The sequence below is a fragment of the Candidatus Finniella inopinata genome (assembly GCF_004210305.1).
In the GTDB taxonomy this organism is placed as follows: Bacteria; Pseudomonadota; Alphaproteobacteria; order Paracaedibacterales; family CAIULA01; genus Finniella; species Finniella inopinata_A.
Map to the genome: position 1 here is coordinate 79,409 of NZ_SCFB01000006.1, position 21,300 is coordinate 100,708.

General features: G+C 43.9%; 23 protein-coding genes, 1 tRNA gene, 1 other RNA gene and 1 pseudogene. 17 read left to right on the plus strand and 9 right to left on the minus strand.

Annotated features, from left to right (window positions below; translation table 11 throughout):
* Positions 1–123: 123 nt before the first annotated feature.
* The 4 genes from EQU50_RS05315 to EQU50_RS05330 all read right to left on the minus strand — a co-directional run bounded on the left by EQU50_RS05315 (position 124) and on the right by EQU50_RS05330 (position 2,504).
* A complete protein-coding gene (locus tag EQU50_RS05315) occupies positions 124–456 on the minus strand; it encodes a ferredoxin family 2Fe-2S iron-sulfur cluster binding protein (protein WP_130154105.1) in 333 nt (110 codons plus the stop codon).
* A gap of 35 nt (positions 457–491) precedes the next feature.
* Entirely contained in the window at positions 492–1,913 is a 1,422-nt protein-coding gene (locus EQU50_RS05320) for an Hsp70 family protein (RefSeq protein ID WP_130154106.1), read from the minus strand.
* Positions 1,914–1,974: 61 nt separating this feature from the next.
* A complete protein-coding gene (locus EQU50_RS05325; RefSeq protein WP_242508829.1) occupies positions 1,975–2,397 on the minus strand; it encodes a nucleoside deaminase in 423 nt (140 codons plus the stop codon).
* Positions 2,398–2,427: 30 nt separating this feature from the next.
* Positions 2,428–2,504 (minus strand) — tRNA-Asp (locus EQU50_RS05330).
* Between the two features lie 169 nt (positions 2,505–2,673).
* Between EQU50_RS05330 and EQU50_RS05335 the strand changes: the two genes are divergently transcribed.
* The 9 genes from EQU50_RS05335 to EQU50_RS05370 all read left to right on the plus strand — a co-directional run bounded on the left by EQU50_RS05335 (position 2,674) and on the right by EQU50_RS05370 (position 10,028).
* Complete coding sequence (locus EQU50_RS05335; protein ID WP_130154108.1) at positions 2,674–2,940, plus strand: hypothetical protein; 267 nt, start codon at positions 2,674–2,676, stop codon at positions 2,938–2,940.
* A 52-nt stretch (positions 2,941–2,992) separates the two neighbouring features.
* Positions 2,993–3,976: a polyprenyl synthetase family protein gene (locus tag EQU50_RS05340; protein ID WP_130154109.1), complete on the plus strand. Its 984-nt coding sequence runs from the start codon at positions 2,993–2,995 to the stop codon at positions 3,974–3,976.
* 6 nt (positions 3,977–3,982) lie between these two features.
* A complete protein-coding gene (locus EQU50_RS05345; RefSeq protein ID WP_130154110.1) occupies positions 3,983–4,423 on the plus strand; it encodes a type II toxin-antitoxin system RatA family toxin in 441 nt (146 codons plus the stop codon).
* Between the two features lie 87 nt (positions 4,424–4,510).
* A complete protein-coding gene (locus EQU50_RS08455; protein WP_207216321.1) occupies positions 4,511–5,068 on the plus strand; it encodes an MFS transporter in 558 nt (185 codons plus the stop codon).
* Positions 5,069–5,575: 507 nt separating this feature from the next.
* Positions 5,576–5,842, plus strand: coding sequence for a hypothetical protein (locus EQU50_RS08460; protein WP_207216322.1), 267 nt, complete (start codon positions 5,576–5,578; stop codon positions 5,840–5,842).
* A gap of 297 nt (positions 5,843–6,139) precedes the next feature.
* Positions 6,140–7,174, plus strand: a complete 1,035-nt coding sequence (locus EQU50_RS05355; RefSeq protein WP_130154111.1) for a peptidoglycan -binding protein — start codon at positions 6,140–6,142, stop codon at positions 7,172–7,174.
* Between the two features lie 72 nt (positions 7,175–7,246).
* Positions 7,247–7,633: RNase P RNA component class A (gene rnpB, locus EQU50_RS05360), an RNA gene on the plus strand.
* Positions 7,634–7,728: 95 nt separating this feature from the next.
* Positions 7,729–9,630 carry a hypothetical protein gene (locus EQU50_RS05365; RefSeq protein WP_130154112.1) on the plus strand — a complete coding sequence of 634 codons (1,902 nt, stop codon included), beginning with the start codon at positions 7,729–7,731 and terminating at the stop codon, positions 9,628–9,630.
* Positions 9,631–9,878: 248 nt separating this feature from the next.
* Positions 9,879–10,028 carry a Sec-independent protein translocase subunit TatA gene (locus tag EQU50_RS05370; protein WP_130154113.1) on the plus strand — a complete coding sequence of 50 codons (150 nt, stop codon included), beginning with the start codon at positions 9,879–9,881 and terminating at the stop codon, positions 10,026–10,028.
* Positions 10,029–10,033: 5 nt separating this feature from the next.
* Here the strand turns inward: EQU50_RS05370 and pgeF are convergent, their stop codons facing one another.
* From pgeF to EQU50_RS05390, 4 genes are all read right to left on the minus strand, one after another.
* On the minus strand, positions 10,034–10,804 hold the full coding sequence (gene pgeF / locus EQU50_RS05375; protein ID WP_130154114.1) for a peptidoglycan editing factor PgeF: 771 nt from the start codon (positions 10,802–10,804) through the stop codon (positions 10,034–10,036).
* An 81-nt stretch (positions 10,805–10,885) separates the two neighbouring features.
* Positions 10,886–11,140: a Txe/YoeB family addiction module toxin gene (locus EQU50_RS05380; protein ID WP_130154115.1), complete on the minus strand. Its 255-nt coding sequence runs from the start codon at positions 11,138–11,140 to the stop codon at positions 10,886–10,888.
* Positions 11,124–11,384: a type II toxin-antitoxin system Phd/YefM family antitoxin gene (locus tag EQU50_RS05385; protein ID WP_130154116.1), complete on the minus strand. Its 261-nt coding sequence runs from the start codon at positions 11,382–11,384 to the stop codon at positions 11,124–11,126. The genes EQU50_RS05380 and EQU50_RS05385 overlap by 17 nt, the downstream gene beginning before the upstream one ends.
* Before the next feature lie 70 nt (positions 11,385–11,454).
* Positions 11,455–12,696 carry a hypothetical protein gene (locus tag EQU50_RS05390; RefSeq protein WP_130154117.1) on the minus strand — a complete coding sequence of 414 codons (1,242 nt, stop codon included), beginning with the start codon at positions 12,694–12,696 and terminating at the stop codon, positions 11,455–11,457.
* 184 nt (positions 12,697–12,880) lie between these two features.
* On the opposite strand from EQU50_RS05390, the gene EQU50_RS05395 reads away from it, so the two are divergent.
* The 4 genes from EQU50_RS05395 to EQU50_RS05410 all read left to right on the plus strand — a co-directional run bounded on the left by EQU50_RS05395 (position 12,881) and on the right by EQU50_RS05410 (position 15,746).
* Positions 12,881–13,381 (plus strand): hypothetical protein, encoded by a 501-nt coding sequence (locus EQU50_RS05395; protein WP_130154118.1) that lies wholly within the window; start codon positions 12,881–12,883, stop codon positions 13,379–13,381.
* Positions 13,341–14,213, plus strand: a complete 873-nt coding sequence (locus EQU50_RS05400; RefSeq protein ID WP_130154119.1) for a hypothetical protein — start codon at positions 13,341–13,343, stop codon at positions 14,211–14,213. The genes EQU50_RS05395 and EQU50_RS05400 overlap by 41 nt, the downstream gene beginning before the upstream one ends.
* Before the next feature lie 254 nt (positions 14,214–14,467).
* A complete protein-coding gene (locus EQU50_RS05405) occupies positions 14,468–14,698 on the plus strand; it encodes a hypothetical protein (RefSeq protein WP_130154120.1) in 231 nt (76 codons plus the stop codon).
* Positions 14,699–14,756: 58 nt separating this feature from the next.
* Positions 14,757–15,746 (plus strand): hypothetical protein, encoded by a 990-nt coding sequence (locus tag EQU50_RS05410; protein WP_130154121.1) that lies wholly within the window; start codon positions 14,757–14,759, stop codon positions 15,744–15,746.
* A 133-nt stretch (positions 15,747–15,879) separates the two neighbouring features.
* On the opposite strand, the gene truA is transcribed toward EQU50_RS05410, so the two are convergent.
* Positions 15,880–16,644 carry a tRNA pseudouridine(38-40) synthase TruA gene (gene truA / locus EQU50_RS05415; RefSeq protein ID WP_130154122.1) on the minus strand — a complete coding sequence of 255 codons (765 nt, stop codon included), beginning with the start codon at positions 16,642–16,644 and terminating at the stop codon, positions 15,880–15,882.
* Between the two features lie 155 nt (positions 16,645–16,799).
* Between truA and tssB the strand changes: the two are divergent.
* The 4 genes and pseudogenes from tssB to EQU50_RS05430 form a co-directional block, all read left to right on the plus strand.
* Positions 16,800–17,273: pseudogene (gene tssB / locus EQU50_RS08655) on the plus strand (type VI secretion system contractile sheath small subunit); the annotation flags it as partial.
* Positions 17,271–18,740 (plus strand): type VI secretion system contractile sheath large subunit, encoded by a 1,470-nt coding sequence (gene tssC, locus EQU50_RS05420; RefSeq protein WP_420886603.1) that lies wholly within the window; start codon positions 17,271–17,273, stop codon positions 18,738–18,740. The pseudogene tssB and the gene tssC, both read left to right, overlap by 3 nt.
* A 23-nt stretch (positions 18,741–18,763) precedes the next feature.
* Positions 18,764–19,324, plus strand: coding sequence for a hypothetical protein (locus tag EQU50_RS05425; RefSeq protein WP_130154124.1), 561 nt, complete (start codon positions 18,764–18,766; stop codon positions 19,322–19,324).
* A 214-nt stretch (positions 19,325–19,538) separates the two neighbouring features.
* Positions 19,539–21,251, plus strand: coding sequence for a hypothetical protein (locus EQU50_RS05430; protein WP_130154125.1), 1,713 nt, complete (start codon positions 19,539–19,541; stop codon positions 21,249–21,251).
* The last annotated feature ends 49 nt before the right edge of the window (positions 21,252–21,300 follow it).

The following is a 21,300-nucleotide window of genomic DNA, read 5'->3' on the forward strand; positions in this document are numbered from 1 at the left end:
TTAAGAAAATCATTCTGGTTTTTAGATATATACCTTCTCCTGTTTTTTCAAGTAGAAATACAAATTACGAGGCAAATTATGAAGATAAACTACTAAACACAACGTTTCACCCGCAAAGCTATATTACCCAACCATTATGTTCCTTGTGGCTGAAGGCAGACGAACGGTCAGCCCATCCAATTCATCACTCATAATAATTTGGCATCCCAGGCGGGATGTTTGGGTTAAGCCAAACGCCAAATCGAGCATGTCCTCTTCATCTTCGGTAGCCGGCGACAACAAATCATACCATTCGCTTTCAATAACAACGTGGCAGGTTGAACAGGCCAGTGACCCTTCGCAGGCACCCTCCAAATCGATTTTGTTCCGGTGGGCAATTTCCAAAATGGAAAGACCAAGGGGTGCGTCGACCTCTTTGATTGTTCCGTCTTGTTCAATAAATTTCATTTTAGGCATCGTTGTTTCTCACTTTATTATTATAGTATGGAAAATTAAAGATTTCGCACCGGTCTTAACTGCGATTCAATCGCAAGACGCTTTTGAAGATCCTCTTCCCCACACAGAAAACTTTGCTGCAGCATAGTTTCTAAGTCTTCCAGGGTCAATCCATAACTGGGCTTAACTGTCACGGTTTGATAAATTTCTGTTGTTTTCTCTTGCGCCTTTACCGTTAAAAGGCCGTCAGCATCCAGGGAAAAAGTGACCTCAATCCGGGCAACGCCAGCGGGCAAAGGGGGAATTCCCTCTAAAATGAATTCGGCCAATGATCGACAATCTGTGACCAATTCACGGTCCCCCTGAATTACATGAATCTTTATGGCCGTTTGCCCTGGTTGATAGGTTGTAAATTCTTGGGATATGACGGCTGGAATGGGTGTGTTACGAGGAATGATTTTTTCAACCAACCCGCCCATGGTCTCAATCCCCAACGATAAGGGCGTCACATCTAACAATAATGTATCACCCCCCTGTGTTAAAGCATGGGCCTGCAGGGCGGCGCCCAGGGCCACCACCTGGTCAGGGTCAAGATTGGTCAAGGGCGTGCTTTCAAAAAACGCCTCCACTGCCTGGCGTACTGCCCGTAGCCGTGTTGATCCGCCCACCAAAACAACGCCCTTGATATCCTTAACATTCAAGTTCGCATCACTTAAAGCCTGCTGGCAAATGGCCAAGGTTCTGTCTATAAACGGCTTGGTTAAGGGATCTAATTGGTCTGGCGTTAAGGTCAGATTCTCCTTCGCCAGCCGCGCGGCATTCAGCGATGCAGATGAATCACCCCCCTTTTGCCAATACTCAACAATCGCCTGATCAATATCATCCCCCCCAAGATGCGTATCACCAGCAGTTGCCAAGACCTGGAAAACCCCTTTTGTCATTTTCAAAAGCGAAATGTCAAACGTCCCTCCACCCAGGTCATAAATGGCATAAATCCCCTCCACTCCATGATCCAGGCCATAGGAGAGGGCAGCAGCGGTTGGCTCATTAATCAGGCGCAAAACCTTTAGCCCTGCCAGGTGGGCCGCATCCTTAGTTGCCTGGCGCGCGGTATCGTCGAAATAGGCAGGCACAGTAATAACTGCCTGATGGACTGGGAATCCCAAAATCTTTTCAGCGGTTTCTTTGGCATGCTGCAGGATCTTTCCCGACAACTCAACGGGTGTCTTTAATCCCTTGATTTTAAGCGACGGCTCTTCCATATGGCGCTTAAACGACGAAAATTTAATCGTTTGATCACCCGACCCATACGTCACAACCGAAGGCAACAAAGGGCCATTTCCCAAATCAAGGGTTTTCGGGATGCCATTTTCGACAAAGGCCACAACGGTATGGGTCGTGCCAAGGTCAATACCAATTGCTGCCCCAGATTTGTCTGGCCCAGATAGGGTGTCAGGTTCTTGAATTTGTATGAACATTCTATTTGTTTGATCAAAATATAAAAGGATTAAAAGGATACTACCACTTACACTGTCCACATCAACGATGTTTTTGGAAAAATTCCTTTAATAAAGCGGCACTTTCTGTTTCCAATATCCCCCCCATGGCTTGGGGCTTATGAAGGCTGTGTTCAAAGACTCTTGCCCCATGGTCAACGGCGCCACCTTTAGGGTCATAGGCCCCAAAATAAACGCATCGCATGCGCATCAAGGCAATCGCACCCGCACAATGGGCACAGGGTTCTAAGGTGACGTACAAATCACAATTTTCCAGGAAGGGCTGTCCAAGCTGGGGCAGCGCAGCACGAATGGCCAATATCTCGGCATGTGCGGTGGCATCGTTTAGTGTTCGACAAAGATTGTGGACCTCAGAGAGAATACGCCCCTGATAGACAAGAACGGCGCCCACAGGAACCTCGTCTTGATCAAAAGCTTGGCGCGCCCGATGTAAGGCGATTTTCATGAAATCAGACGTTGGAGTCATAAGAAAGGATGGCGGGAGTGACGGGACTTGAACCCGCGACCTCCGGCGTGACAGGCCGGCGCTCTAACCAACTGAGCTACACCCCCTTACAGCAAATTTGCGGCAAAGGTATATTCTATATCTAATGGATTAATTAAAATTTTGCAACTTTTTAAAAGCGTGCCGTTGAAGTTACTTACTTAGATTTCTCTTCCAGGCTTTCAAAAATTTCTTTATGGTCCTCCCATAAGAGTTTTGGATTTAGAAAGGTTTGCTATGTTGAGAATTTTGATGCTTGGCGTTTTCTTAAGCTTGTGTTTGGGTGGTTGTTATTCTCCTTCTCCTGTAATTGAACCTAAAAAGACCCTTAAAGAGACAAGAGAACGTTATAACGATGAAATTATGAAGGAGGAGCCTATTCCCCCTATCCCCAAGCCGTCAAAAGAGGATCATATTACCCCCATTCCTTCTACCCAATGGGATCAAATCCCCCGTTCCGGTTATATCGTCGTATCCCCAAAAAATACACGCCCTTTGCAATGATGCGGTAATGGGCTAGAGTAGCTGTTTAAAATCATATTCCAATTGCATCCTTATGTCTGCTGTTTCTGCCTTAATCTCTCATAGTGCTATTGTTCATCTGCACAATCTTTTGGCCGATGATATGCAGCGTGTTAACCAAGCAACACTGGGTCACGCTCAAAGCAAGGTAGGTTTGGTAGAAAAAGTTGCCCAGCATCTGCTGTGTTCCGGTGGCAAACGGTTGCGGCCTTTGTTGACCATAGCCTGCAGCCATTTGTTTCGCGATCAACCTGGTTACGCCGTCCAGCTGGCGGCCGCTGTAGAGTTGATTCACAGCGCGACCTTGCTTCATGACGATGTGATTGATGAATCAGATTTAAGGCGCGGCCAAGCCACAGCCAACCGATTGTGGGGCAACGTGCCCAGTATTCTTGTAGGTGACTTTTTATTTTCAAAAGCTTTTCAATTGATGGTCGAGGCTGAAAACCAAAAAGTCCTGGAAGTTTTATCGAAGGCATCCACCCGAATTGCTGAGGGGGAGGTCTTGCAGTTGGAGCTATTAGGTGACTTGAACCTTAGCCTGGAAAATTATTTAGAAATTGTGGGTGCGAAAACCGCATCGTTGTTTGCTGCAGCGTGTCAGGTAGGCGGAATGATTGTTGATATGCCTGTCTGGCTGGAAGATGATCTGTATCAGTTTGGGTACAATTTGGGCATCGCTTTTCAAATTACGGACGATATTTTGGATTACGGTCCGGGCGGCGAGAAATTAGGAAAATCGGTCGGCAACGATTTTTTTGAAGGGAAAGTCACCCTGCCGGTTTTGTTAATGTGTCAAAATCCCGATTTTTTTCCGGTGTGGGAGAGTTGGTTTGATCAGCCCTCACGCAATGAAGATGATTTTAAGGCGGCGCAAAATCTGTTGCAGGGCCAGAATATGCTGGAAACCTGTTATGAATATACCAAGCCCTTTACTGAAAAGGCCCTTCATCACCTTTCAAAAATGCCCGCTGGTGTTATGCGTGATGCTTTGAATGCTTTGATAAGTTGGATTTGATAGCGCGTGACATCGTTTTCGACCAACAAATTCCTTCCCTACACACCGAACCAGCTGTTCGAACTGGTGGCAGACGTCAAATCTTACCCACAGTTTATCCTCGGTATTTTAGAAACCAGTGTTGACCCCATAACGCCGAATCTTTTTAAGGCCCACGTGCGTTTTGGCAACAGGCTATTCCAGAACCAATACGATTGTCAGGTTGAATTAAACCCCTTTCAATCCATTGTGATAAAAGGGTTGGATGGGCCGTTTACGCACATGAACAGTCAATGGATTTTTTCGCCTGATCCGCAAAAGACTGGAACAAAGGTGGCATTTTCGGTCGATTTCGCATTTAAAAATAAATTGCTGCAGCATTTGGGTGGACCGATCTTTCATCAATTAACGCAACGCATGATGCAGGCGTTTGAGGAACGGGCCAAGACAATTTTCTCCCATTTCTAAATTGCGCTGACATTTTTTCAATTGGAAATGTACAGAGAATGATGTTAAGCATCCAGCATCATGTATATGTCCTTCAGGATGGTTAATATGAGCTTTTTAAAGGACCTCGGTCGAGATCAGAAGGAGGCCATCTGTCTTCTTCAGATTGGTACCTTCTTAGAATACTTTGATTTGATGCTTTATGTTCATATGGCAGTATTGCTGAATGAGCTTTTTTTTCCGAAAACCGACCCGCATACGGCATCTTTAATCACCTCCGCTACACTTTGTTCTACATATATACTAAGGCCTTATGGTGCTTTGTTGTTTGGATATATTGGCGATAATATAGGCCGTAAAAAAACGATCATCATTACCACTTCAATGATGTCGCTTTCTTGTCTTGTCATAGCCAATCTACCAACTTATGCCCAAATTGGAATCACAGCGACCTTACTGCTTACAGGATGCAGAGTTGCTCAAGGGCTTTCGTCTATGGGTGAAATTGTGGGTGCCCAAATTTATGTGACTGAACTTACGAAACCACCGGTCCAATATCCCGCTGTGGCCTTTGTAACAGTGGCTGCGGCGTTGGGCGCGGTTGCTGCCTTAGCTGTAGCTTCGCTGGTTACCCATTGTGGGTTAAACTGGAGAATTGCTTTTTGAATTGGTTCCGGGATTGCTGTAGTAGGTTCTGTGGCTAGAACACGATTGAGAGAAACCCCAGAGTTTTTGGCAGCGAAGGAGAAAAAAAGAAAAAAGAAAGCCGGGTCGTTATCGTCTGTGTCTGTTACAAATACGCCCGATGAAAAAGTTAACAAGCAGAGCATTTTTGCCTCTTTCCTTATACATTCTGGGTGGCCTTTTTCTTTTTACTTAGTGTTTGTCTATTTTAACCCAACACTTTCGCGTTCTTTTGGTTATTCTTCAGAGGATATAATTCTTCATAACTTTTTCTTGTCCTTAATCTTTTTATTCACGTTTATATTATGGGCCGTTTTAAGCTACAAGACGCCTCCTTTGAAAATAGTAAGGGTCAGAGTCAAGCTGAGTGCCGCCTTTATGCTTTTTATGCCGTGGATCGTTTCCAATTGCACAAGCCCTAATCAGCTTTTTTTGGTACAGGCTGTTCTGCTTTTATTATCTTTGTCAGGAACTCCCTCGGAGCCTATCATGATTAAAAATTTCCCCGTCTTCCATCGCTTTAAGGTAGCCAGCTTCATCTACGCCATGTCACGCGCTTTGATGTACATCGGGACATCTTTTGGATTGGTTTATTTGACGGAATGGTTTGGGCACTGGGGAATACTGATTCTGGCCTATCCGACCATTTTTGGAATTTTGTGGAGTGTACAGCATTTTGAAAAAATAGAAAGATTGAGATTGGCCGGGACCTCTTCCAAATCTTCAGATGGCATATCGTACGAGCAGGTTGCGTGACGAAACTTGTTAATATTGTTTCATCACGCTAGGTTTTTTTTGGAATCTATGGCCAAACAGGCAAAGGAAGACTGGAAGCGTTTGAAAATTTAACGTTGGGCGCAGGTATGCTGTTCATGTTTTGTTTCCTTAAATAAAGATAAAATGTCTCTAAAATTAATTCTATTAGACCGAGAAACCGTTCGTCAACCCTAAAATATTACTTGCGTTAAGTGCCATCTCACAAAAAAGCACGCAAAAAAGATCTGATTTAAGGTTACACTATTTGATATTCGAAACCTAACAGCGACCTGTCTCATGTTTTTTCGTCGTCGTACTCAGCATACATCCTTGGATATCTGGCCCGGTTTTGTCGATGCCTTGGCTACTTTATTGATTGTCGTTATTTTTGTGTTAATGACGTTTATCGTCTCGCAGTTGTCGTTGACAGACGCCTTGCAGGGACGCGACCAAGCCTTGGTGAGCCTCACTCAAAAACTTAATACTCTGGCAGACACGCTGGGGTTAGAGAAAAAACAACACACCGAGACGCTGCAGAAAAATCACCAGTTAGAAGAATCCTTGGTGGCCTTGCAAACTCAAATTAGCCTTTTGAAAGCCTCCGTCGGCACCTTGGAAACTGAAAAAACACAAACGCAGCAGAAAAATCAATCTTTGTTGGAAGAATTACAAACGTTAAATCAGAGCCTGCTTGACCTTAAAAAAACCCTTAACTTACAGACAGAGGATGCAGACACCGCTAAAAAAGAGTTTGAGAACACCTTGGCGATGAAGCTTAGCGAGTTGAAAGATCTGCAGGCACAACTACAAACTTTGCAACTAACCCATCAAGATTTAACCACAGAACATAAAAAGAACTTATCCTTAAACCGGCTGGGTCAATACCGATCAGAATTCTTTGCCAAACTGCAACAGGCCATTGGAGAGCGATCTGACATGCTGATTGTGGGGGATCGCTTTGTTTTCCAATCAGAGGTTTTGTTCGAAAAAGCCTCGGCAGAGCTTGGGGTTGAGGGAAAGAAAAAACTGGATCAGTTGATTGGCGCCCTAAAAGAAATCGGGACCAAAATTCCAGGCGATTTGCGATGGGTTTTGCGGGTTGATGGGCACACCGACCAGCTGCCCATTAAAACAGCCCAGTTCCCATCCAACTGGGAACTATCCAGCGCCCGCGCCATTTCTGTTGTGAAGTATATGATCGAAAAGGGTATTGACCCCCATCGACTGGTGGCCGCCGGATTTGGCGAACACCAACCCTTAAACCAAAAAAGGCAAGACGAGAAGGACTTAGCCCGTAACCGTCGCATTGAATTCAAATTGGATCAGCGTTAAGGGGCTCATATTCATAATAGCAGTTTTTTATCGGCTTGACTTTTGAAAATAAACCCCTACCTTAAGGGCATGTCAGGTGACTGGGTGATCGCTGTTTATTCAGAGGAAAGTCCGGGCTCCATGCAAACAGGGTGCCGGATAACGTCCGGCGGGGCTTGCTTTTAGCAGGTTTTAGGGAAAGTGCCACAGAAAATAGACCGCTTGTAACAGAGTAAGGGTGAAAAGGTGTGGTAAGAGCGCACCGCGCGTTTGGTAACAGGCGTGGCAGGGTAAACCCCACCCGGAGCAAGACCAAATAGGAACAAGTTATTATTGTACCGCAAGGCACAATAATACGGTGGGTTTGCACGCCGTTGTTCGGGTAGGTCGCTAGAGGTGATTGGTAACAATCATCCCAGATGAATGATCATCCAAGGATTTTATCCTGGACAAAACCCGGCTTATAGGTCACCTGAATATTTCTCTCTCAAAATCAATATAGAACTAATTAACTTTACATTAGGAATTCCGAAAGTATAATCAGGATAGTTTATCTTGATGTGGCATTGTTAGTTATGAAAAAAGTCTTCTTGCACCTGTTTATTCTTGTTGTGTGGTCCGTTGGCGGGGCTTATGCCTCTTCGGAAAACGATGCGCCCGTGGCATTGGAAAAGCCCGGTGAAATGTCATGTATGGTATGGCTTGGAGATCTTGAAGGAAGAAGGGATGCTATTGTAAACCAGTTGGCGAATATAAGAGATTGGAGCGACGAGGGTCGAGAGGAATTACAAGATGAATTAAATAATATTTCTTACGAAATTTCTCGCACGATTGGTGGTAGGTATGGCATTTCTGACACTCCTGCAACTACAGAGGAAAGAGAGAAAATCTTAAGCTCTATACACAGAACGCGCCAATTTGATATCGCCGTTCCAAATGCAATGTATACTTACCTCAGTTACAAAGAAGTTGAGAAACAAGACCCCCTCTACTTATCCAAAGCTTCATTAGAAAAAATTGCTAAGAAAATAAGTGCAAATGTGAACGTTCTTGAAAGCCATCTGGCAGCGATCGCTGTGGCTGACGGGGCCAGTTTTTCATTAAAGGTCCCCCATGCCAATATGGATATGAATACAGTGGTAGAGAATATCCTGTTTACCCATGATGAGGAAGACGCAGAGGATTTAAATCGGCTATTGGACACTCTTCCTGCTTCAGAAAAACATACTCTTATTCAAACCCTGATGAAAGTTACACAGGATAGTAAGACGTATCCATTTGTTGTCAAAGATCTGCCTGTTCAGCAGAAAGTACGTGACCAACTTGTGGAAAATAATAAAGAAACCTTCTTGAAGTTTTTGCATCCTGAAACAGGTGACGATGGAAATACAATAGATCCCGATATTTTCCCTCTTAAAATTTGTGCGCGTCTGAAAGTTGGGATTGCTGAACTGTATTGGGACGTATGTTCCCTCTATAATGAATCTGATGATATTTTAGAGGGTGCCTGGAGGAATTTAGCGTCAAGTACTGAGGCAACGTTGGCTGATTTGTTAGATGCTGCAGATGGCTTAAAAGAGCTTGGAAAATCTGATTTGGCGTTGGATGCATGGCAGAAGGTAATTGAGCATCGGGATGTGAGTGCTGAGAGTTTAAGGGATGCGATAAGACAAGTACGCGAATTAGCAGGAACAGATAAATCTAAAAAAGCACAAGATCTATCAATAAAGGTTTTGGAAACGCAAATAAACCACCCCGATGCGACTGTTGAGGATTTAAAGGAAATTGTAACCGCATTCGAAAACCTTAAGCGTCCCGATATGGTGCTACAAGCTCGTGCAAAGATAATTGAGCATCCGGATGCAAATCCTACTGATTTGACTGAACATGTAAAGTATTTTCAGAAGATTGGCGAAGTTAATTTAGAAATAAGGGCTTTGGAAAAAATAAGAGATTATAAGAACCGAGACATAAGTGATTTGAAGAAAGTAGCAAAAGAATTAGAAAGATTAAAAAATACGGATTCAGCAGCAAAAGCCTGGGAAATGATCATAAACCATAAGCATGCACCACAGACTCAGGATTTAAAGGAAGCAGCTCAAGCGTTAGAAAGACTAAAAAAACCTGATCTAGCAATACAGGCATTAAAAAAGATAATAAACAAGCCTTACATTATGATGCTTGATTACTATCAAGACGAGTTAAACGAGTTGAAAAGATTGGGCGGATCTGCCGCGCTAATAGAAGTTTTGCAAGGGATAATAAATAATCCAAATACAAGCATTGATAACTTAAAGACGGCGGCAGAGGAATTAGAAAAATTAAATGAATCTGGTCTGGCAATACTAGCTTGGAAAAAGTTTAAAGGGGACCCAGCTGTAGACACTGATGAAAAGCAAGAAGCAGAGGAAGCCATAAAAAGGCTAACGGAAGGACTAGAACACAAGTCTGCAGCCAGTAGCTCTTCACCAAAATAAAAGTTCAGCAAAGTCATTTGAAAAGGGTGTATAAGTGCAGCAGGTGATTTTGTTTGGTTCCTTCGTAACCTTAGCGTCCATTATGTCACCCCCGCGAAGGCAGGGGTCCAGTTGTATTGTTCTAGATTCCCGCCTTTGCGGGAATGACAAGGGAATGGCATTTGGGACGTTACAATGACGAAGAAGCAGCAAAATGAGCTGAATTGGCTATAATCTAAAAAGTCACAAAACAGAGAAGGAAATGAACAATGGGCATGAGTTTTGGACATTTATTGATGCTGGGTGTGATTGTGCTGGTTATTTTTGGCGCGGGCAAGTTGCCTCAGGTTATGGGCGATCTGGCCAAGGGCTTAAGGGCGTTCAAGGATGGCATGAAAGATGGCGATGACAAAAAATAATGTGATCAGAGCCTAATCACCGACAGCTGCAACCCCAGGTATGGCAATTGGTGGACTGTTTTAAAGCGGTAACTGAAAAATTCTTCGGGGTTGGTAAAGGTATTAAAGGGCGAGGTGGCGATATGTTCAACGCCCGCCTTCTGCAGCCGATGCACCACGTAACCTGGTAAATCAAAATAAAAATGATCGGCCCGATTGCCGGGTATAAAAAATTCAGGTCTATACGCACCCGGATGGTCTTTCATAGCTTGAACGAAATCAGGTCCCACCTCGTAAGAGGACTGCCAAATGCATGGACCCAGGGCCACCTTTATGTTTGACCTATTCGCCCCCACCTTAATCATCTTATCAAGGGTCGATTCCAAAATGCCCTTCAGGGCCCCCCTCCACCCCGCATGGGCGCCGGCCACAACTTGATTTTCAGAATCAGCAAAAAGAACAGGCACGCAATCGGCCGTTTGTATGCCCAATAAAAGGTTGGGCTTGGTTGTAACCAAAGCATCGCCTATAGCTACGTTTTTAAAAGGTCTGTCAACGATGTGAACGATATCAGTATGTTGCTGATTAACGATAACCAGATCATCCAGAGTCAGACCAAACTGTTGGCAAATACGGCGGCGGTTTTCCACAATCTCATCGATGTTATCCCCCTTGTTCATGCCCACGTTCAAGGTTTCAAAACCAGGTTGAGCATGGCTCACCCCGCCCTTGCGTCCAAAAAAGCCATGCTTAATGCCGTTTAAAATTGGTGATGTTATGTGGGGGATCTGGGTCATGGGAAACCTTTATGAAGGTGGGGCTTTAAAACGATCTGCTATATCCTAATGATACTATTCCGGGTCAACTAAATTCAATTCTCAGTAATGATACCGACAAGAAAGAACTCTTATTTTCTTATCCTCAACGGTGTACACCACCCGATGTTCTTGATCGATCCTTCTGGACCAAGACTTTTCAAGTTTGTGTTTAAGACGTTCTGGTTTCCCTGTTCCTGAAAAAGGCGACCTTCTGATTTCCTCTATCAATGCCATTATTTTTTGTGCTTTTTTTCGATCAACCTCTACCCAGTAACGCAGGTCATCAAAAACGTTCTCATCAAATTCCAAGTGCATTTTTGACCGTTTCTAGGCTATGTCCTTCTTTTCGATCAAGGGCATCCAAAAGTCTTGAAAGATTCTTGGGTGATTGGCAAAGGTAAGCAGTTTCTTGAAGGGATTGAAAATCCTCCTCAGAAATGACGACCACATTCTCGCCCTTCTTCCTTGTCACAAGAATTGGCGTATGGTCCAAGCAAACACGATCAAAATTCTTTTTCAGGTTCTTTCTAATTTCGCTGTAAGAAATACCTATATTCATAATCCCCTCTATAATTGTACAATTAAATTGTACAATACTTCAATGTTTTTACCAATCAAAATCCCCCAAGCTATGGCCGCCACCGCCCCGCAAAGGCTGAACGCCAGGGCATGTGGACCCCAGCAACGCAGTTTGTAAGCTTAGCCACCAGGACATGGGGTCGGATGTTCTGTATATAGCAGCTCTCCCAAAGGTCATCAGAGAAAAAATGGTAAAGGCCCATCATATGTTCCTCTAAGTCCAGCATAACGACGTCGGTATGAAAAGGCGGGTGTCCGTCCGATTCTAACCCAGGCCTTTGCTGCACAGTAAACAGAAATTTTTGAGAGACAAAACCCAATAAACTGTGACTGGCCAAGGCTCCCAACGCCTTTACGCAATCGTCATTTCTGTTGAAATCTTTAAGGATCAACCAAAGGGGATAAGGGGAATCGGGAAACTTGGCAACATTGTAGGTCCCTACCATAAGGGGTTTTAGGGGTATTTCAAATGCCTGCGGAAGATCGGCGTCCAGGGCATCAAGACCTGGTTTGTATTGATTTTGAATGACATTCTTGTCCTTGATGCGCGCTCCATAAAGGGGACTTTTCGCTTGTTGCTTCAAATCCTTGGTGACGTAATTCCTGGCCACAATCGTAAAACCAGCCGTCCCACTCGCGGGCGTAAAAAAAGAAAAGTGCCCCTGTTGTTTTTGTGAAAAGGCCCCTGCCCCATCCCCCTTTATTTTTTCATAACTCTTATAAAAATAATCATCCAGGTGTGATTTAAACTCTGAGGTGAAAAGCTTGGTCCGATGATACGCCTTTAGCCCCGCAACCTCCCACCCATCAAAGGGAAGGGGGACGAACAACTCAAACGCATAAAAAAGCCCCGACAGTAACGCCAGCGCATTTTCTAGGTAGTCTACATCCAAATCCTCAAGGGCTTTACCACCTGTAAGCGATTGCAACAAACGGTGAATTTGGGTTTTAAACCCATCCTTCATGAATCCCCTTTCTTGCCTATAAACATCGTCATTTTCCAATAGACATGCGGCATGCTGCCACACTGACTCCGTGATGGCGCCCCATTCATCCTCCGTCGGGCCCACGTTCCCCACCTGTCGCTCTAGGCCAGCCACAACGCCAAATCGTTTCAGGTTAATACCATCCAAATCATCATAAGGTGTTTGGGCCGTTTCTTCGATTTTCTGGGCGTAGGTTTGATTTAAGCCCGCCAGTTCCTTATAAAATTCAGTTTGGGCATGAAGGGGTAAAGACAAGGACAAAAAGCCGAACATTAGAAAGCTGTTTTTTTTCATCAATTTAATCATCTAAATAATTCCTTTGAAACTTGTGGAAGCCACAGTAAGGATTACACAAAATAATTAAAAATTGTTTAAAAATTTTAATGACTTTAAGGCGAAACTTGTTTAAATAAAAAAACGAACTTTAACATTTAATTAATCATTTATATGACATATTCTAAATTAAGATTAATTTATAAAGGCCTTGAAAATGAGATTTCATTCGTTACTACTGTATGGTTTTTTTGTTTTGACCACCAACTTGCTCGCATCATCGGCTGATCTTGATACCCCAAAAGCTGATGTGGGGAAAGACTGGAGGCCTTTGGTTCAAAAACTTGATGATGGTTTTTATGTAGCCCAAATGAAAGATCACGACTTACGACTGGTGATGGAACGGGTGGACGATAACAATATCACGTTTTGGAAGAACTATAGTAGCGTCGAAAGCTACGGTGACCACCCGAACGGGACAAATATGAACAAAGACGGTTCCGATCACTTTCGAAGGGTATTAGGAGAAATATCACGTTTGGAAAGTGAAATCTGGGTCGCCTACATCACCCGCAGCCAGAATCCAGAAAAACATAGAGGTTCTGGGGGGGCAGACTACGATATTGAAATGTTTGTCACTGTAACCTCAACGCCCGAGGCTTTGAATTACATCCCACATGGGCGTTTCTGCGTCGCGCGCCAGCCTTCAAGGCAGTAGCGCACGCCCTAAGGGCATTTCTGTCGACCTTCATTCGTTTGCGGCAAAAGTTATGTTGATGCAAAACCCCAAACGGAGATGTATGATCAATGTCCCAAACGATATCATGCGAAGCATCTTAGCCAAGGCTTTACCAACAGGTGACCTTTTTGTTGGAACAAAGGAAGACGAACGTACAATGCAGATCAGAGAGAAAACAATCCAAAACAGAGCATCGGTAACGTTTGAAGAATTCAAAAATTCAACAGAAGGTCAACGGGTTAGGGGTGAAATTTTAGAGTACTTTAGCAAAAAACTTAACGCACCACCTGTACTGACAATGCAAATAAATGCTAGGATCAAGAGTAGAAAAACAGAAGAAGTTGAAGAATTATTGCAGAACCTTAGTCCGACTCAGTCTCAAGATGAAGTTTTTAAAAAACTCAGACAATTGATGGAAGTATATGACGTACAAGACGGAAAATTTATTCCGTCAAAAGCCAAACAGGAAGCTTATTTGTCAAAGGTTATGGAAGAGAAGATAAAGTCGGCGTTTGATTCTTGGCAACGACTGCCTTTAGAAAAGTCTGACGAGGATTACTTTAGCTTATTGAAAAAATATCCCTCTCTTATTTCGGTTGATATTGATAAGGAAACCAGATTTATCAAAAGCTTTACCCTTTACGATTCAGAACGCTCGACTGAACCCTGGTTAGTCATTGATGAACGCAATCGCCAAACCTACAATTGGCTTTACACAGGTCCATTTCTTCCAGCTGGCAACACCCATTATGTTGTCGTTGACTTGAATAAACTGGCTGATGCAAAGCCTGTGGGTGAAATGAAGCATTAAGCGTTTTCGCCCATCTAAAAACTTTTGGTCAAGAAGGCGCCAGTTCCACAAACGCCGTCTTGACCCCCTTGCCCTGGAAGATGTAGGTTTTAAGGTATCATCAGTCGTTAAAAACCGTCATCTATGAAATCCCCAACTCTTCATTCCCAAGGGACATAGGATTACACAAAAAGATTAAAAATTATTTAAAATTTTGCAACTTTTTTAAAAACTGTGCATTCTTGAAAGAATAGAAACCCAGTCAGAGAGTTATAATGTCTGAAGATTCTGATAACAAAGTTATTCCGTTCCGTGCCAGGCGACCAAGAACTAATAGAGAGACCCCACCCTCCAATGAGCCCTCGGCCAATGAATATGGCGAGCTTGATATCGTCTCGGAGAGTTCCCCGTCTGGTAGATTTTCTCGAACCCAGCGTTTTTTTTATACCATGGTCGCTTTGTTGTTGGTATTGGCAGTTTTATTGACCGGATTTTATATCCCTTGAAACAAACAAAAAACACCCTATATTCAAGGAAGTGAATTTATTAAGGGTTTGAATTCGAATGTTGAAACTATTAAGAAGATTTTTTGTTTTTACCTGTTTTCTAGGTGGCATTCATGCCCAGTCAATGGGGCTTGAGGGTGAGATAACGCGTGAGTACGCAACCTTTAGAGGCAGGCAAATTCCCAATCTGTCTAATCAGCCCTGCTTGGCCGTTCAATTCATTTACCATCTGCAAGAAAGCCGCGCAGCTCGTGCGGCTGAGAAAATTGCCCTAATTATTGGCTCTGGTGCCGGTGTTGGTGGAATCAGCGACCGTGCGGCTACCCCAGCGGAACGGGCTTTGATGGTGCGGGGATTAAATTTTGCCGTTAGGAACAATGCTGTGAATAGCCTTAAGCTTAATGGTGGCGCTGAGCATGTTCGTAAGCACCAAACCGTTGTTGCTCAGATAATTGAAAGTTATCAGAGGATTCAGCCATCGTGGTTAATAGATAGTGGTATAAACAATATGTATTATGGCGCTTTTCCTAAAACACCCGTTCTTCATCCTTATAACCCCTCACCCGGTGCCAACAGAGGTATGTTTCCTCTTACGCCAAAACTGAAAACGGGACTTTCTCGACCTCTTTTACCAGTCGCGCTTCAACAACAGATTGCCGGCATTAACGATAAAGACCTTGATATCTTTTTTGTTCCGCAGCCGTACATAAAAGAAAATGACATTAATGGAGAACTTTTTGATGGAGCACTTTTATTCCGGCCCCAATATTGGCTTGATCCAGACGCCCCTTTACAAGCATCAGGTTATAATAAGGGCTTTGATCCCCATATTAGTTTTTGGCAGACACCAACAGGAATAACCATCAACCGTGATAGCGGCGTTTTTCATGATGGAGGATTTAGCACTCACTCTGGTGATGAGAATATGCTTGTCTCCTCAGAAGCCAATTGTTCTATTGAAGATTTAATTGCTGGCAAAAGAGAGAAAAGTTTAGCGTTTTGGTCATTAACCAGTTATGCCGGGCGGAATGCATTGACCTTGCATTGACCTTGCATTGGCTATTGGGTCATGAAGATACAAGGGCACTGGAAGGATTGACGAGGCGTCCCCATGACACGATCCAGGTTCTAGGAGGTCTTATAAATGCGGACCCAACCCTAAAGGACCTGTATTTTCCTTTTTAATCATACTGAACCCCAGTCAAATACAACCCATGGGCAGGGGCGGTGGGGCCGGAAAGGGGACGTTGTTTGGAATCGCGAATTCTAATGACGTCTTCGCGGGTCCATTTCCCTTCGCCCACGCGTTTTAACGTTCCCATCATAATGCGCACCTGATTATGCAAAAACGACCGGGATGCAATGATCGCCACGATCCTGTCGTTCTCAACCGCAACGTCAAAACGGCTGAGGGTCTTCATGGGGCTTTTCCCTTGGCATTCGGCTGCCCGAAAGGCACTAAAATCGTAATGGCCCACCAATTCTTGAGCGGCCTGTTGCATCAGCCCGGCGTCTAATGGAGTCTTGACGTGCCAAGCCCGTTCGGATTCAAGGGCCAAAGGGGGGCGGCGGTTTATAATGTGGTAATGATAGGTGCGCAAGGTGGCCGAGAATCGCGCATGGAACGTATGGTCAACTTCCTCCACCTCTAAAACAGAAACCCCTTGATCTTGCAGATAAAAATTCAAGGCATCTCGCAACTGCAAAGGGGGGAAATACTTTTCCATATCGCAATGGCATACTTGGCCCGTGGCATGAACACCGGCATCGGTGCGACCAGCCCCCTCCACCAAAGTTTGTTGCTTGGTCAGTTTAAGGAAAGCTTTTTCAAGGGCACCTTGCACTGTTATAAGATCACCCTTTAACGGATTTGTTTGGCGCTGCCACCCGTGGAAGCAGGCACCGTTATATTCGATGGTTATTTTGTAGCGATGAAAGGAAGGCATATCGAAAGGCAAAATACTAAAAATTAACTTAATCTTAACGATAAGAACTGTATTTTTAAAGGTAAGACAATAAAAAAGTGTGGGACCAAGCCTTATGGCAGCCCATCTTAAAAGAGGCTGAAACCTTCTTAAAGGGACAGAGGAGACGACAAGCAATGTCAGAAAGTATACAACACAAACTGGATCGTGTGCGTCCGCCCCGTGTGCAAATTACTTATGATGTTGAGATTGGAAATGCCATCGAGATGAAGGAATTGCCCTTTGTCGTCGGAATCATGGCTGACCTATCCGGCATGCCAACGGACCCTTTGCCAAAAGTTAAGGCGCGCAAATTTGTTGAAATTGATCGTGATAACTTCAATGAAATTATGGCGTCCATCAAACCCCGCTTGGCGATAAGGGTTCCCAATAAAGTCCTTGGTGATGGTACTGACACCAGTATCGAATTATTTTTCCAAAGCATGGACGACTTCGGTCCTTTAAATTTGGTCAAACAAATTCCAGCCCTGGCAGAATTATATCAATCACGCACATTGTTAAAAGATTTATTAACCAAACTTGATGGCAATGACGCGCTGGATGAATTACTGACCGCGATTATGTCTGACACGGCAAAGCATGACGGTTTGGTTGCTGATTTAGGGGTCACAGACGCCGCTACGCCAACCCCTGTTTTCACAGAACTGTTAACAACGGGAAAATTGGCCCGCGATGAAACGCAAAATCCGTTTGCACACCAAATGCTGGGCGAATTCATAGCCCAATTGGCTAAGCCCCCGGCTGTTGTGACCAATAATGTGGTGGCCTTCATGAACCAACGCGTTCAACAAATCGACGAATTGATAGGGGCGCAATTGAATGAAGTCATGCATCAGTCTGACTTTCAAGCATTAGAGGGTTCCTGGCGTGGTCTGAATTACCTGGTCATGAATACGGAAACCAGCACCCATCTAAAGCTAAGGCTGTTGAACATTACGAAAAAAGAACTGCTGCAAGATTTGGAAAAGGCTATTGAATTTGACCAAAGCCAGCTGTTTAAAAAGATTTACGAAGAAGAATATGGAACCTTTGGTGGCCACCCCTATTCATGCCTGGTTGGCGATTATGAATTTACCCGTCATCCCCAAGATCTGGAATTGCTAGAAAGAATTTCTGGCGTGGCAGCCGCGGCCCACACCCCCTTAATTGTGGCGGCCCATGCCAAGCTTTTCGACCTGGATAGTTTTGAACATCTGGGCGTCCCCCGTGATTTAAGTAAGATTTTTGAAAGCTTGGAGCTGATCAAGTGGACATCGTTCCGCGCCAGCGAAGATTCCCGGTATGTATCCCTGGTGTTACCCCATGTTTTGATGCGCCTGCCTTATGGCGCCAATACGGTGCCGGTCGAAGGGTTGAATTTTGAAGAGGACGTCACCGGTTCCAACAGCAGCCATTTCTGTTGGGGGAATGCGGCCTATATTTTAGCCCAGAGGATCACCAATGCCTTCGCACTGTATGGTTGGACAGCCGCCATTCGGGGCGTAGAGGGCGGCGGTATTGTCGAGGATTTACCATCCTATACCTTTAAAACAACGGATGGAGACATTGCGCTGAAATGCCCAACAGAGACGGCCATTACCGATCGTCGTGAAAAAGAGCTGAGCGACCTTGGATTTATATCGCTGTGTCATTGCAAGGGTACAGACTATGCTGCCTTTTTTGGCGGCCAAACCAGCCAGAAACCAAAGGTGTATAATTTGGACGATGCCAATGCCAATGCGTCGTTATCAGCACGGTTGCCTTATGTCTTAGCAGCCTCGCGCTTCGCCCATTACATCAAGGTGATCATGCGCGATAAAATTGGCAGCTTTATGACAAAAGACAACGTGGCCTTGTATTTAAATACCTGGATTGCCAGTTATATTTTGTTGAACGACGATGCGCCCCAAAGCGTCAAAGCGAAATATCCCCTTCGGGAAGCCCGCATTGATGTCTTTGATATTCCAGGCAAACCTGGTTCTTACCGCGCGGTTGTTTATTTACGCCCACACTTTCAGATGGAGGAATTAACGGCCTCTATCCGATTGGTGGCAACTTTACCACCGCCCGCTAAGTAATCGTCGTTTAAGGAAACCACATTATGCCACAAAATTATACCATTACTGAAATTCCGGGAAAAACGAACCTGCGCGTTGCAACGACCGACACCACAACGCCAGAGGATGGTGGTGTCAAGTCGCCAGAATGGATGATTAAAATCGACGACATGCTCAAGTCAGAGGTGGAAAATTTCAACGATTATTGCGAGTTGTTTGGTTGGTACGGTGAATCAAGCCGACTGACTACGGGGGACATCAGCAATCAATTGTTCACATCGGCCACCTTAAAGCATTCTGACCTGGTCATTATTATTCCAAACGGCGGATATGGGGCCCAGTTAGAAACCAAAATGAATTTAGGCATCCCTTTGAACGAGGTGCAAGTGGTTCGTTTAGGCAACGTTAAAAGCACCAAGGTCAAATTACAGGTCATTGACTATACCCTTTGCCGCATTCAATCGTTTCAACAACAGCTGGATCGTTTGGTGATCTGTCTCAACATCTCGGCCAAAACAAACACGGTTTTTGTTTATGATGTGAATGGCAACAACAAGGGTCAAATGGTCAACCGCGTTGATTACGCCAAAAACACTGCTGAGTAGTCGCTGAAAACTTAGAGGTGAATTGGGTATAATAATATCTAATTTATTCATAACGACCCTTTATACCTTATTTACCCATGTCTCAATATTTTAGTAAATTTATTTTATTTGTTTACTCATAAATAGATCCTCTATAATAAAACACAATTAAACACTTATTAATGTATTTTGATTTATGATGCATTATTGTTCTAGAAATATAAGAGTGTTTCATATGTTTGCCCATCACCTTAAAATTTTAAAAGCAGGATTATGCTGTCTTCTCATAATATACGGCCAGGACGCCTTCACTTCAGAAGGAGTAGGGACAGATTTAGAAAAGAGCACAAATCCCAACTTCGTGCATGTGGCCAAGCAAAATGAGGAAAAAAAAGATTTAAGCGGCCAATCAAAGAACCATAAAAAAATAAAACACCCCTATTTTTACGGTCAGATTGTTGGAAATTTAGGAAATACTGCGAATATTAGGCAATTAAAAGGTATTGTTACTAACAATATTGGGAGCATGGTGGTTAACATGCATCAGCCCTATTCGGGTGAGGGCGAGGTTTTTGTTCGGGCGTCCTTGATTGTTGGGACTAGCCCTAAGTTTTTCAGGGCTTCGTTGGGAAGTGATAAAAACCGGTGTGATATTACGGTAAAAAACGGGGGTGTTCTTGGAAAATATGGAACAATTTATACTGGCAAAGTAACATTTATTGAAGGCAGTTCGTGGCTTTTGGGTATTAATTTTTTACAACAGACCTGTGGCATCTTAAATATGACAGGCCAGTTAACACTACCGACCAGCATTGAGATTGATAGACTGTTGGTGGGCACTCGTTTCAATTTCCAGACGAACGGCTATATTGTAGCGACGGGGTATACGAATGCTTTAACAGGCAGTATAAGTTTGATTGCCCTGAACGGTCTGCTTTCAGCCTATAACTTTGTTTTTGGTGAAACTCCGGTTACACCTGCTACAACGCCTGCATCTTACGCACTTATCCTGAAGAAACTATCAGCGCGAACGTCAGCTAACACGCCCACACCCATGGGTAGTTTAGACGAAGTAGTCAATATGACAAGGCGACAAGCAAAAAATTACCCCTCCAACTTCATAGGGGCAGCGACTCTTCGTGCGATCGCCACCGCTATTGGTTTCCCCAACACAAATACAACATCAAGCAATAGTGCGCCCATTTCTGCTTTTGTAACCAACATCAATATGAATGTAACAGTGCAGATGGTTACTCGGTCTGTGGATAATTTGATAAATTCTGTGTTTGGTTATGATGTTCAATCTAAAGGCGTGAAGTTCAGCGGTACAGACAACTCTACGTTGTTTTCTGGACAATTTATCAAAGATTCTAACGTCAAACCAAGCTCCCTCAATGATTCTCGAAAAAAAAAGAACAAAAAACGGGTTGTTATGCAAGGAACCATCGGTGAATACACGATATTAGAAGGGCAACTGGTTGCTACTTTATTCAACCAGTCAAGCTATTACTCCTCCCCCATAACTCCACTGAAGTTTGGTAGAACAGTAAGCAATAATCCTGTGTACAAAACGCCAGCTACTCAATTATCCATCTTTCTAAGAGCGGTTTTTGGAATTTCGGATTCTGATTATCAGACTATGATCCCAAGTCCTGTAAACCAAGAAGATTCAGGGGTGGTACTGACGACTATTTTTGACTATGTTCTGGGTCGTAATCTTATAAAGCCGCTTAATCAATTCGGAGGTGATGGTGTCTTTAATCGCATTAATGCAAAGTCTGGTAGTTTTACTCAATATGGAAGCAGAAATCCAATAACACCAAGCCATTTTCCTTTAAGCACCCCTTCTTCTTATTTTGAGGCAATTGGGATAACTTCTTCGGACAAAACCCACGACATTCTTCGTCTAAAGGCATTGATCCAAGATCTTGTTGTGCCTGGATATTAGTTAAAGACTTTTGTCCCTTCCTCTCCTCCACCCCTTTTCCCCCCAAAAG

Bases quoted from the DNA above. Each gene is read 5' to 3' on its own strand.
- EQU50_RS05315 (WP_130154105.1), bottom strand. From the start codon at position 456: ATGCCTAAAATGAAATTTATTGAACAAGACGGAACAATCAAAGAGGTC.
- EQU50_RS05320 (WP_130154106.1), bottom strand. From the start codon at position 1,913: ATGTTCATACAAATTCAAGAACCTGACACCCTATCTGGGCCAGACAAA.
- EQU50_RS05325 (WP_242508829.1), bottom strand. From the start codon at position 2,397: ATGAAAATCGCCTTACATCGGGCGCGCCAAGCTTTTGATCAAGACGAG.
- EQU50_RS05335 (WP_130154108.1), top strand. From the start codon at position 2,674: ATGTTGAGAATTTTGATGCTTGGCGTTTTCTTAAGCTTGTGTTTGGGT.
- EQU50_RS05340 (WP_130154109.1), top strand. From the start codon at position 2,993: ATGTCTGCTGTTTCTGCCTTAATCTCTCATAGTGCTATTGTTCATCTG.
- EQU50_RS08455 (WP_207216321.1), top strand. From the start codon at position 4,511: ATGAGCTTTTTAAAGGACCTCGGTCGAGATCAGAAGGAGGCCATCTGT.
- EQU50_RS08460 (WP_207216322.1), top strand. From the start codon at position 5,576: ATGATTAAAAATTTCCCCGTCTTCCATCGCTTTAAGGTAGCCAGCTTC.
- EQU50_RS05355 (WP_130154111.1), top strand. From the start codon at position 6,140: ATGTTTTTTCGTCGTCGTACTCAGCATACATCCTTGGATATCTGGCCC.
- EQU50_RS05365 (WP_130154112.1), top strand. From the start codon at position 7,729: ATGAAAAAAGTCTTCTTGCACCTGTTTATTCTTGTTGTGTGGTCCGTT.
- EQU50_RS05370 (WP_130154113.1), top strand. From the start codon at position 9,879: ATGGGCATGAGTTTTGGACATTTATTGATGCTGGGTGTGATTGTGCTG.
- pgeF (WP_130154114.1), bottom strand. From the start codon at position 10,804: ATGACCCAGATCCCCCACATAACATCACCAATTTTAAACGGCATTAAG.
- EQU50_RS05380 (WP_130154115.1), bottom strand. From the start codon at position 11,140: ATGCACTTGGAATTTGATGAGAACGTTTTTGATGACCTGCGTTACTGG.
- EQU50_RS05385 (WP_130154116.1), bottom strand. From the start codon at position 11,384: ATGAATATAGGTATTTCTTACAGCGAAATTAGAAAGAACCTGAAAAAG.
- EQU50_RS05390 (WP_130154117.1), bottom strand. From the start codon at position 12,696: ATGATTAAATTGATGAAAAAAAACAGCTTTCTAATGTTCGGCTTTTTG.
- EQU50_RS05395 (WP_130154118.1), top strand. From the start codon at position 12,881: ATGAGATTTCATTCGTTACTACTGTATGGTTTTTTTGTTTTGACCACC.
- EQU50_RS05400 (WP_130154119.1), top strand. From the start codon at position 13,341: ATGGGCGTTTCTGCGTCGCGCGCCAGCCTTCAAGGCAGTAGCGCACGC.
- EQU50_RS05405 (WP_130154120.1), top strand. From the start codon at position 14,468: ATGTCTGAAGATTCTGATAACAAAGTTATTCCGTTCCGTGCCAGGCGA.
- EQU50_RS05410 (WP_130154121.1), top strand. From the start codon at position 14,757: ATGTTGAAACTATTAAGAAGATTTTTTGTTTTTACCTGTTTTCTAGGT.
- truA (WP_130154122.1), bottom strand. From the start codon at position 16,644: ATGCCTTCCTTTCATCGCTACAAAATAACCATCGAATATAACGGTGCC.
- EQU50_RS05425 (WP_130154124.1), top strand. From the start codon at position 18,764: ATGCCACAAAATTATACCATTACTGAAATTCCGGGAAAAACGAACCTG.
- EQU50_RS05430 (WP_130154125.1), top strand. From the start codon at position 19,539: ATGTTTGCCCATCACCTTAAAATTTTAAAAGCAGGATTATGCTGTCTT.